Below are 10,122 nucleotides of genomic sequence, written 5' to 3' on the forward strand. Positions count from 1 at the left end.
GTCGCGATCGGTGGTAAGGCGGAGGCGGCAGACGGTGGGAGTGACAAGTTTGGCGGGTTTCCGATGGACTCGCTGATCACGGCGGCGGCGCAAGCCCTGGCGAAGGGCGATCCGCTGGGCGCGCTGAACCGGGTCGCCTTGCGCGACGATGCGCCCGCCTTGGCGCTGCGTGGCATCGCCATGGCACAGCTCGGCGATTTTGCCCGTGCCAAGCTGTTGCTGCGCCGCGCCGGCCGCGCCTTCGGGCTAAAAGAGGCGGTCGCGCGGGCGCGCTGCACGGTCGCCGAGGCGGAAGTCGCCCTGGCCGCACGCGATCTCGGCTGGGCGCCCGGAAGGCTCGATGAGGCAGCCTCGGTGCTCGAGACCCACGATGACCGCGCGAATGCCGCCCATGCGCGCCTGCTCGACATTCGCCGGCTGCTGCTGATCGGTCGGCTCGACCATGCGGGCGAGCGCCTCGTCAGCATCGACCTCACGCGCCTGCCCGCCGCGCTGCAGGCCATCCACGGATTGGCGAGCGCCGGGATCGCCTTGCGCCGGATGGAAGTCCGCGCTGCCCGGATTGCGTTGGAAGGCGCGCGCGACGCCGCCGGTCTGGCCGGCATTCCCGCGCTGATCGCCGAGGTCGATGCCGCACGCCGACTTCTCCAAGAGCCGGCCGCGCGATTGATCGCTGACGGTGCCGCGCGCCCGTTATTGCTCGACGAAATCGAGGATTTGCAGGGCTCGGCGGCATTGATCGTCGATGCCTGCCGCCATGGCGTACGCGACCGGGGCAGCACCGTTTCGCTGGCCACGCGCCCTGTGCTGTTCGCCCTGTTGCGCGCACTGGCCGAGGCATGGCCGCAGGATGCGCCGCGCGATGTCCTGATAGCCAAGGCCTTCGGCTCGCGGTTCACTGATGAATCGCACCGGGCACGGTTGCGCGTCGAGATCGGTCGTCTGCGTGCAGCCTTGCGGCAGTTGGCACGGATCAGCGCGACCGAGCGCGGCTTCGTCATCGCGCCGCACCGCGCGACGGGGATCGCGGTGCTGGCGCGCCCGGTCGAGGAGAAGCATGCCACGGTGCTCGCCCTCATGGCCGATGGCGAGACCTGGTCGAGCTCCGCCCTCGCGCTCGCGCTCGGTTCAAGCCAGCGCAGCGTGCAGCGCGCGCTCGATACGCTCGCCGAAGCCGGCAAGGTCCAGTCCTTCGGGCAGGCGCGGGCACGCCGCTGGGTGATGCCGCCGATGCCGGGTTTCGCGACGAGTTTGTTACTCCCGGTCTCCTGGCCGGATGGCTAGGGTCCGGCATCGCATCAGACGCAGGAGCCAAGCCATGACGATCCCCACTGCCGAGATTGCCCGTACCTACGGCCCGTTCCCAGGCGTCGAGAAGGTCCATGGCGTCAGCTTCGATGGCGCCAATGTCTGGTTCGCCTCCGGCGACCGCTTGAATGCGCTCGACACCGCCAGCGGCGAAGTTATCCGCACCATCGATGTCCCCGCCCATGCCGGCACGGCCTTCGACGGCACGCATCTCTTCCAGATCGCCGAGGATCGTATCCAGAAGATCGATCCGCGGACCGGCTCGGTGCTGGGCACAATTCCCGCGCCGGGCAAGGGCGGCGATTCCGGCCTCGCCTGGGCCGAGGGCTCGCTCTGGGTCGGTCATTACCGCGAGCGAAAAATCCACCAGATCGACCCGGCCACGGGCAAGGTGCTGCGCAGCATCGAGACCAACCGCTTCGTCACCGGCGTGACCTGGGTCGAGGGCGAATTGTGGCACGGCACCTGGGAGGACGGCGAAAGCGAATTGCGCCGGATCGATCCCGCCACCGGCAAGAGCCTGGACGCGCTCGCCATGCCCCCAGGCGTGGGCCTCTCCGGATTGGAGTCGGATGGCGCCGATCTGTTCTATTGCGGCGACGCCGGCAAAAGCGGGCTGCGGGCCGTGCGTCGGCCGAAGCGCGCCTGAATCTTGAAGCATGAGCTTGTTCGACAGCCGTTGAGGCGAGTTCGAACTCATCTCTACGCTGGCCGGCGGAGTGTTTGGCTCCATAGATCAGGGGATGTTTGAAAGGCCCTTCCCCGAGAGCGTGGTCGCAGAAGGGCTTTCGTCTCTCGGCGGCCGAAGCTCAGCCGGCGCGCAGCCTGTGCCTGACGATTCCGGCATGGAACCGCGCGCCGTGGATCAGCCCGCGATCGTCGAAATCATAGGACGCATTGTGCAGCGGCGCAGAGCCCTCGCCATTGCCGACATAGGCGAAGCAGCCGGGCACATGGTCGAGGAAGCGGGCGAAATCCTCCGAGCCTGTCATCGGCTCCGCGGCGATCGCGACATTATCGTCGCCCAGCACGGTTCGCGCGGCGGCAAGCGCTTCCTGCGAGAGCGCCGCGTCATTCACCAGCGGCACGAATTCGCGGGTATAGGTCAGTTCGCAAGCGAGGTTGTAGCTCTCGGCCGTACCGCGCGCGATGATGCCCATCTGGCGTTCGATCGCAGCGCTGACTTCGGGGCGGAAGCTGCGGGCATCGCCGAGGATGCGCGCCGCTCCGGGCAGCACGTTGCGGGTGCCGTCGGTCAGGAGTTCGGTCACTGAGAGCACCGCGATATCGGCCGGGCTCAGGCGCCGCGAGACGATGGTCTGGAGCTGCATCACCAGCGCGCAGGCGGCGACCAGAACTTCGCTGCCGGCATGCGGCTTGGCGGCATGGCCGCCGACGCCCTTCAGCACGATCTCGAAATTGTCCTCGGCCGACATGAAGGAGCCGGCGCGCGTCTGGAACTGGCCGATGCCGAGGCCCGGCATGTTGTGCAGACCGTAGATCTCGTCGAAGGGAAAGCGCTCAATCAAGCCGTCGTCGAGCATGGCGAGCGCGCCGCGGCCCCATTCTTCGGCCGGCTGGAACAGGAAGCGCACGGTGCCATCGAAGCCGCCTTCCTCCGCCAGCAGCTTGGCCGCGCCGAGCAGCATGCTGGTATGGCCGTCATGGCCGCAGGCATGCATCACGCCGGGCGTCTGCGAGCGATAAGGGTGCTCGCCCAGCTCGGCGATCCGCAACGCATCCATATCGGCGCGCAAGGCGATCGCGCGGTTGCCGCTGCCGCGCCTGAGCGTGCCGACGACGCCGGTGCCACCAATGCCCTCGACGACCTCGTCCAGGCCGAACTCACGCAGCTTCGCGGCGACGAAAGCGGCGGTGCGCTTTTCCTCGAAGCCGAATTCGGGATGCGTGTGCAGATGGCGGCGCCACGCTGTCATCTCGGATTGCAGGGCATCGAGATCGAGCTTGGGCATCGGAGCGGCCTCGTGTGACGGGTTTGCGAAGGGATAGTGCAGATGCGTCGAAAGAAGCGCTGCAATCCTGTCGGCCGGATGCAAATTTGTTTCGTGGGCCTCAAGCTACTCGCGGTGCGTGTCCGGTCTCGGGCTGGCAGCACCATGGGCAGGGCGGTTGCCCGCTGCGGCCTCGACCAGCCAGCGGCACACTTCCTCGACCGGGCCCGGATGCCGTGGCTTGCGCGGGAAGACGATATGGAAGCCCGCTTCGACGGGCAGCTCCGCCGCGAGGGCGCGGGCCAATCGGCCAGATGCGATGTCGTCGGCGACGAGGAATAGGCTCGCCAGGGCGAGACCCTGCCCGGCAATTGCCGCTTCGACAGCCAGCGAGGTCTGGTTGAAGCGGACGTTCTGCCCCGAGGCGGGCACGCTGGCCGGGAACGCCTTGCCGAGAAACGCCGGCCAGAAGCCATGGGCATCGTGCAGCAACGGATAGCGCGCGAAATTCCCGGGATCGCCGGGGTCGCCAAGCTTCTCGATGAGCAGGGGGCTGCCGATGGCGATGATGGTCTGTTCGTGCAGCAGCTCCGCATTCAATCCGGGCCCGAAGGGCGACTGCCCGAGCCGGACCGCGAGGTCGACGTCGTCCGTCTCGAAATTCGAGAGACGGTCGGTCGCGACGATCCGCAGGTCGATCGTGGGATGGGCGGCCGTGAAGTCGGGAAGGCGCGGAATGAGCCAGCGCGAGGCGAGACTCGGCGTCACGCTGATCGTCAGGCGCTGCGGCTCGGCACGAAGCTCCCGCGTCGCTTCCGTGATCAGGTCGAAGGCGCGCCGGATTCTGGCGGCATATTGCTGACCGGCTTCCGTCGGCTCCAGCCCTTGGGGGCGGCGCAGGAAGAGTTTCATGCCAAGCTCGGCCTCGAGGCCACGGATCAATTGCGCGACGGCGCCTTGCGTCACGCCGATCTCCTCGGCGGCGAGCCGGAAGTTCAGATGGCGCGCGACGACCTCGAAAACGCGGAGGCCATTCAGCGGCGGCAGGCGGCGGGAGGATGAGGGCATACGATAGTTTTTCTACTGGCTATGCTGCGTGGAACTGGTTCGCTGCATGGCTCGGCCAATGATAGAAGGCGAGTGAACGATCATTGTGCGGCGGCCTCGGCCGCTGCGGTATCAAGCTGGAGGATGATAGCATGTCGGTAGAAAAAGTGGCTCTGGTCACCGCGGGCGGGAGCGGCATGGGCGCCGCGGCGGCGAGGCGTCTCGCGCAGGACGGCTTCGCCGTCGGCATCCTCTCCTCTTCCGGCAAGGGCGAGGCGCTGGCGGCAGAGCTCGGCGGCATCGGCGTCACCGGCTCGAACCAGTCGAACGACGACCTGAAGCGCCTCGTCGATCTCGCGCTGGAGCGCTGGGGCCGCATCGATGTGCTCGTCAACAGCGCCGGGCACGGCCCGCGAGCCCCGATCCTCGATATCACCGACGAGGACTGGCATCGCGGCATGGACACCTATCTGCTCAACGCCATCCGCCCGACGCGCCTGGTGACGCCGATCATGCAGAAGCAGAAGGCCGGCTCGATCATCAACATTTCGACCGCCTGGGCCTTCGAGCCGAGCGCGATGTTCCCGACCTCGGCGGTGTTCCGGGCGGGACTCGCCTCCTTCACCAAGATTTTCGCCGACGCCTATGCGGCCGACAATATCCGCATGAACAACGTGCTGCCGGGCTGGATCGACAGCCTGCCGGCGACGGAAGAGCGGCGGCAGGGCGTGCCGATGCAGCGCTACGGCACCAGCGACGAGATCGCCGGCACCATCGCCTTCCTCGCCTCGAAGGACGCGGCCTACATCACCGGCCAGAACCTGCGTGTCGACGGCGGCATCACCCGCGCGATCTGACGCCATTCCGGGCGCCGCTCAGGCGCCCGGCTTTCCGGTTTCGGCCACCGGCACGGCCGGATGAAGCTTCGGCTTGCGGATCAATGGCAAGCCGATCGCGACGACGGCCAGCAGCCAGAGCACGATGCTGGTCGGCGTCGAGAACAGGATCTCGTAGCCGCCATCCGACAAGGACAGCGCCCGGCGGAAATTGTCCTCCAGCAGCCGCGCCAGCACGAAGGCCAGCATCAGCGGGATCAAGGGTATGCCGCCCTTGCGCAGGATGTAGGCGAGCACGCCGATGCCGGTGGTGATGATCAATTCGAAGGCCGAGTTCGAGACGGCATAGACCCCGGCATAGGACAGGGCGAGGATACCGGGATAGAGGATCCAGGCCGGCACCAGCAGCAGCCGCGCGAACAGCCCGACCAGAGGCAGGTTCAGCACCAGCAGCATCAGGTTGCCGATATACATCGAGGCGATCAGGCCCCAGGCGACCTCGGGCCGCTGCGTGAACAGCAGCGGGCCGGGCGTGATCGAATACATCATGAAGGCGCCGAGCATCACGGCGGTCGTGCCGGAACCGGGAATGCCGAGCGCCAGCATCGGCACCATCGAGCCGGTCTGCGCGGCGTTGTCGGCGGTTTCCGGCGCGGCGAGGCCGCGCATGTCGCCCTTGCCGAAGGTGCCCTTGTCGGAGATGCGCTTCTCGGCGGTATAGGCCATGGCCGAGGCGACGGAGGCACCGGTGCCCGGCAGCACGCCGAGGAAGAAGCCGAGCCCGGTCGCGCGCAGCATCGCGGGGATGCAATAGACGATTTCACGGAAGGTCAGGCGCGCGCCGTTGCCGGTGCGTGAGACCACGCCGCTGATCATGCCTTCCGCGAGGAAAAGGATTTCCGCGACGGCGAAGAGGCCGATGGTCAGGCTGGTGAAGTCGATGCCGCCGAGCAGCTCCAGCGAGCCGAAGGTGAAGCGCTCGACGCCGGTGCCGCCATCGACGCCGACCATGGCGAAGAGCAGCCCGAGCGCCACCGCGATCCAGGTCTTCACCGCCTTGCCCTCGCTCATCGTGCCGAGCAGCGCGAAGGACAGGACCATCAGCGCGACATAGTCGGCCGGGCCAAAGGAGAGCGCGAGCCGCGTCAGCGGCACGGCGAGGAAGGTCATCAGGATGACGGCGCTGGTGCCGCCGACGAAGCTGCCGATGCCGCTGATCGCCAGCGCCGCCGCGCCACGCCCGGATTTGGCGAGCGGGTAGCCGTCGAGCGTCGTCATCACCAAGCCGGGATCGCCGGGGATGTTGAGCAGGATCGAGGAGATGCGGCCGCCATAGCCGCTGCCGTAATAGAGCCCTGCGAGCAGGATCAGCGCCGTTTCGGGCGGCAGCTTCAGTGCGAAACAGAGCGGCAGCAGCAGGGCCACCGCATTGATCGGCCCGACGCCGGGCAGGGCGCCGATCGCGGTGCCCAACGCGACGCCGGCGAAGGCGACGGCAAGGTTGAGCGGAGTGAGCGCGACCTGGAAGCCGGTGAGGAGGGCGGCGAATGCGTCCATCTCAGATCCCCAGCGGTCCGCGCGGCAATGGCAGGTCGAGCAATTTGTCCAGCAGGACGAAGAAGACGATCGCGGTGGTGACGGCCGAGACCGCCGCCGGAAGCGGCCGCGCATGGAAGGCCAGCGCCGCCACGAAGCAGAGCAGGCTCGTAGCGGCGATGAAGCCGATCGGCAGCAGGAGCAGTGGATAGATCAGGCTTGCCACGAGCACGGCGAGCGCGCGCGGCCATGTCCCGAACTCCAGCGTCACCGCCCCCGGGCGCAGCATCAGGATGAAGCCGCCCAGAATCAGAACGCCGCCGGTGATCGTCGGAAACACACGCGGCCCGACCGGATCGGCCGCGAAGGGCACATGCAGGGTCTGCGCGTGCCAGATCGCGCCCGCGCCAAGCAATGCACAGATCAACCCGATCAGGCGATCGATCATGATCTCCTCCCGTCCCGCTGCCTTCTGAAGGGCTGTGGCCCTTACTTGGCGAGGCCGACCTCGGCGGCGAGCGCCCGGAAATCGGCGGTCCGCTTCTTGGCGAAGGCGTCGAACTCGGCGCCGACCATGCTGAACTCGAACAGGCCCTGCTCGCCGCGCGCCTTCTGCCAGCGCGGATCGGCGTTGAGCTTGGTCAGCACGCCCGTCCAATAGGTGTAGGACGCTTCCGGCGCCTTCGGCGGGGCATAGAAGCCGCGTACGATCGGCCATTGCACGTCATAGCCCTGTTCCTTGGCCGTCGGCACCTGCGCGAAGGCGCCGGGCAGGCGCTTCTCTGAGAAGGTCGCGAGCAGGCGGATCTCGCCGGCTTCGAGCTGTCCGCGTACTTCCGAGGCATCGCCGGGGAAGAGGTCGATATGCCCGCCGATCAGCGCGCCGATCGCCTCGCCGCCGCCTTCATAGGCGAGATAACGCATCTTGCGGGGGTCGACGCCGGCCGCCTTCAGGACAAGCGCCGGCTTCATCCAGTCCTGACTGCCGACCGTGCCGCCGGCGCCGACCTTCACCGAGGTCGGGTCCTTCTTCAGGGCCTCGACGACATCGGCCAGCGTCTTGAAGCGGCTGTCCTTGCGCACGGCGAGCACGCCGTAATCGGCGCCGATCGCGCCGAGCCAGCGCACGTCGGATTCGCTGAAGCGGCCGAACTTGCCCTGGGCGAGATTGACCCAGGAGCCGGTCGAGACCGCGACGATGACATTGGCGTCGGCGGCGCGCTGCGCCTGGATGTTGTTATAGGCGATGGCGCCGATGCCGCCCGGCATGTTGGTGGTGCGGATCGAGGGGCCGACCAGCCCGGTCTCGTTCAGCATGCGGCTGGTCAGCCGGCAGGTCAGGTCGAAGCCGCCGCCGGGCGCGGCAGGCGCGATGCATTCCGGGTTCTGCGGCTGGAAGTCCTGCGCGTGGACGGTTGCCGAGAGCAGCAGCGCGCAGCAGGTGGCGATCGTTGTCCTCATGGCGTTCCTCCGAAATCTTGTTGGTCCCGCCTGTCGGCGGCGGGCTTTCGTCGCCTGTCCGAGCTCTTGAGTGGCCTGGTTCGATTGTCGACAATTTTTAGATTAGCGAGCTGGAGGCGCTTGTCAAACGGCCGGGTCAATGTAATTTGTGTCGACAATAAATGCTTGCCAAGGCGTAAAGGCAGGCGATCGATGCGAGGAACGGCCTAAAATGGCGACATTCAACAACAATGAACGTCCGGCTCCGGACGGCGTGCTGGTCGATATCGCCGACTATGTGCTGAACTATCGCGTCGACAGCGCGCTCGCCTACGAGACCGCCCGCAACTGCCTGATCGACACGATGGGCTGCGGCATGGAGGCGCTCGAGTATCCCGCCTGCACCAAGCTGCTCGGCCCCGTCGTGCCCGGCACGACCGTGCCGAACGGCGCCCGCGTGCCGGGCACGCCCTACCAGCTCGACCCGATCCAGGCGGCCTTCAATTTCGGCACGATGATCCGCTGGCTCGATTTCAACGATTGCTGGCTCGCGGCCGAATGGGGCCACCCGTCCGACAATCTCGGCGGCATCCTCGCCGTGGCCGACTGGCTCTCGCGCACCGCGGTCGCCGCCGGCAAGGCGCCGTTGACGATGCGCGACGTGCTGACCGCGATGATCAAGGCGCACGAGATCCAGGGCTGCCTCGCGCTGGAGAACGCCTTCAACAAGGTCGGCATCGACCATGTCATCCTGGTCAAGGTCGCTTCGACCGCGGTGGTGGCCGGCATGCTCGGGCTTAACCGCGACGAGATCGTCAACGCGCTCTCGCTCGCCTTCGTCGACGGCCAGGCGCTGCGCACCTATCGCCACGCCCCCAATGCCGGCTCGCGCAAGAGCTGGGCGGCGGGCGACGCCACCAGCCGCGCCGTCAGGCTCGCGCTGATCGCCCGCACCGGCGAGATGGGCTATCCCTCGGCGCTATCGGCCAAGACCTGGGGCTTCTACGACGCCTCGTTCCGCGGCCAGAGCTTCAAGTTCCAGCGCCCCTACGGCTCCTATGTGATGGAGCACGTACTGTTCAAGATTTCCTACCCGGCCGAGTTCCACTCGCAGACCGCGGTCGAGGCGGCGATGACGCTGCACGGGCAGCTCAAGGCGATGGGCCGCAGCAGCGACGACATCGCCTCGATCCGCATCCGCACGCACGAGGCCTGCATCCGCATCATCGACAAGCGCGGGCCGCTGCATAACCCGGCCGATCGCGACCACACGATCCAGTACATGGTCGCGGTGCCCTTCATCTTCGGCCGTCTCACCGCCGCCGATTACGAGGACGATGTCGCCGCCGATCCGCGCATCGATGCGCTGCGCGAGAAGATCGAATGCGTCGAGGACCCGGCCTTCACCAGGGACTACCACGACCCCGAGAAGCGCTCGATCGCCAACGGCATGACGGTGACGCTGAAGGACGGCACGGTGCTGCCCGAGCTCGTGGTCGAATATCCGATCGGCCACAAGCGCCGCCGTACCGACGGCATTCCGCTGCTGGAAGCCAAGTTCCGCACCAATCTCGCCCGCCGCTTCGTCGAGAAGCGCCAGCGCCAGATCCTCGACGTCTCGCTGGATCAGGCCAGGCTCGAAGCGATGCCGGTCAACGACTACGTCGATCTCTACTGCAACTGAGCGCCCATGCCCTATCTCGTCGCCTCCGATCTTCCGTCCGAGCCGGCCGGCCAGCGCTTCCGGGCGCTGGTCGAGCGCGGCGGCATCGCCCGCCTGCCCGGCGCCCATAACGGCATGGCCGGGATTCAGGCCAGGATGGCCGGCTTCGAGGGTCTCTACCTTTCGGGCGCGGCGATGACCGCCTCGATGGGTATTCCCGATCTCGGCATGATCACCGTTGACGAGGTCGCTTTCTTCATCCGCCAGATCGCGCGGGCCTCGGGACTGCCGCTGCTGGTCGATGGCGATACCGGCTATGGCGAGGCGCTCAACGTCATGC

The 10,122-nt window shown here is 67.3% G+C and carries 10 protein-coding genes; 5 read left to right on the forward strand and 5 right to left on the reverse strand.

Translation table 11 applies throughout. The features are described 5' to 3' along the window. Window positions 1-63: 63 nt before the first annotated feature. Both NUV79_RS24220 and NUV79_RS24225 read left to right on the forward strand, forming a co-directional pair. On the forward strand, window positions 64-1,284 hold the full coding sequence (locus tag NUV79_RS24220; protein ID WP_257735634.1) for a helix-turn-helix domain-containing protein: 1,221 nt from the start codon (window positions 64-66) through the stop codon (window positions 1,282-1,284). 34 nt (window positions 1,285-1,318) lie between these two features. Beyond that, a complete protein-coding gene (locus NUV79_RS24225; protein WP_257735635.1) occupies window positions 1,319-1,957 on the forward strand; it encodes a Vgb family protein in 639 nt (212 codons plus the stop codon). Between the two features lie 160 nt (window positions 1,958-2,117). Here the strand turns inward: NUV79_RS24225 and NUV79_RS24230 are convergent, their stop codons facing one another. After that, window positions 2,118-3,281, reverse strand: coding sequence for a M20 aminoacylase family protein (locus NUV79_RS24230; protein ID WP_257735636.1), 1,164 nt, complete (start codon window positions 3,279-3,281; stop codon window positions 2,118-2,120). Window positions 3,282-3,386: 105 nt separating this feature from the next. Continuing rightward, window positions 3,387-4,328: a LysR substrate-binding domain-containing protein gene (locus tag NUV79_RS24235; RefSeq protein WP_257735637.1), complete on the reverse strand. Its 942-nt coding sequence runs from the start codon at window positions 4,326-4,328 to the stop codon at window positions 3,387-3,389. Between the two features lie 131 nt (window positions 4,329-4,459). Here NUV79_RS24235 and NUV79_RS24240 point away from each other — a divergent pair, with 131 nt between their 5' ends. Next, the gene (locus NUV79_RS24240) at window positions 4,460-5,164 is read left to right on the forward strand and encodes an SDR family oxidoreductase (RefSeq protein ID WP_257735638.1); all 705 of its coding nucleotides are present in this window, start codon (window positions 4,460-4,462) and stop codon (window positions 5,162-5,164) included. A gap of 18 nt (window positions 5,165-5,182) precedes the next feature. On the opposite strand, the gene NUV79_RS24245 is transcribed toward NUV79_RS24240, so the two are convergent. From NUV79_RS24245 to NUV79_RS24255, 3 genes are read right to left on the reverse strand one after another with little or no spacing between them, the layout of a single operon-like run. Beyond that, window positions 5,183-6,700: a tripartite tricarboxylate transporter permease gene (locus NUV79_RS24245; protein WP_257735639.1), complete on the reverse strand. Its 1,518-nt coding sequence runs from the start codon at window positions 6,698-6,700 to the stop codon at window positions 5,183-5,185. 1 nt (window position 6,701) lies between these two features. After that, a complete protein-coding gene (locus tag NUV79_RS24250) occupies window positions 6,702-7,127 on the reverse strand; it encodes a tripartite tricarboxylate transporter TctB family protein (protein ID WP_257735640.1) in 426 nt (141 codons plus the stop codon). Between the two features lie 41 nt (window positions 7,128-7,168). Beyond that, on the reverse strand, window positions 7,169-8,140 hold the full coding sequence (locus NUV79_RS24255) for a Bug family tripartite tricarboxylate transporter substrate binding protein (protein ID WP_257735641.1): 972 nt from the start codon (window positions 8,138-8,140) through the stop codon (window positions 7,169-7,171). Window positions 8,141-8,351: 211 nt separating this feature from the next. On the opposite strand from NUV79_RS24255, the gene NUV79_RS24260 reads away from it, so the two are divergent. Both NUV79_RS24260 and NUV79_RS24265 read left to right on the forward strand, forming a co-directional pair. Then, window positions 8,352-9,803 (forward strand): bifunctional 2-methylcitrate dehydratase/aconitate hydratase, encoded by a 1,452-nt coding sequence (locus tag NUV79_RS24260; RefSeq protein ID WP_257735642.1) that lies wholly within the window; start codon window positions 8,352-8,354, stop codon window positions 9,801-9,803. Between the two features lie 6 nt (window positions 9,804-9,809). Then, window positions 9,810-10,122, forward strand: a 313-nt coding sequence (locus NUV79_RS24265; RefSeq protein ID WP_257735643.1) for an isocitrate lyase/phosphoenolpyruvate mutase family protein, incomplete at its 3' end; no start/stop codon positions are given.

The organism is Allobosea sp. 47.2.35 (assembly GCF_024655635.1).
Taxonomy (GTDB): domain Bacteria; phylum Pseudomonadota; class Alphaproteobacteria; order Rhizobiales; family Beijerinckiaceae; genus Allobosea.

What these genes read in the sequence shown, in the direction of transcription:
- NUV79_RS24225 (WP_257735635.1), top strand. Translation starts at nt 1,319, where the DNA reads ATGACGATCCCCACTGCCGAGATTGCCCGTACCTACGGCCCGTTCCCA.
- NUV79_RS24255 (WP_257735641.1), bottom strand. Translation starts at nt 8,140, where the DNA reads ATGAGGACAACGATCGCCACCTGCTGCGCGCTGCTGCTCTCGGCAACC.
- NUV79_RS24250 (WP_257735640.1), bottom strand. Translation starts at nt 7,127, where the DNA reads ATGATCGATCGCCTGATCGGGTTGATCTGTGCATTGCTTGGCGCGGGC.
- NUV79_RS24230 (WP_257735636.1), bottom strand. Translation starts at nt 3,281, where the DNA reads ATGCCCAAGCTCGATCTCGATGCCCTGCAATCCGAGATGACAGCGTGG.
- NUV79_RS24260 (WP_257735642.1), top strand. Translation starts at nt 8,352, where the DNA reads ATGGCGACATTCAACAACAATGAACGTCCGGCTCCGGACGGCGTGCTG.
- NUV79_RS24245 (WP_257735639.1), bottom strand. Translation starts at nt 6,700, where the DNA reads ATGGACGCATTCGCCGCCCTCCTCACCGGCTTCCAGGTCGCGCTCACT.
- NUV79_RS24240 (WP_257735638.1), top strand. Translation starts at nt 4,460, where the DNA reads ATGTCGGTAGAAAAAGTGGCTCTGGTCACCGCGGGCGGGAGCGGCATG.
- NUV79_RS24220 (WP_257735634.1), top strand. Translation starts at nt 64, where the DNA reads ATGGACTCGCTGATCACGGCGGCGGCGCAAGCCCTGGCGAAGGGCGAT.
- NUV79_RS24235 (WP_257735637.1), bottom strand. Translation starts at nt 4,328, where the DNA reads ATGCCCTCATCCTCCCGCCGCCTGCCGCCGCTGAATGGCCTCCGCGTT.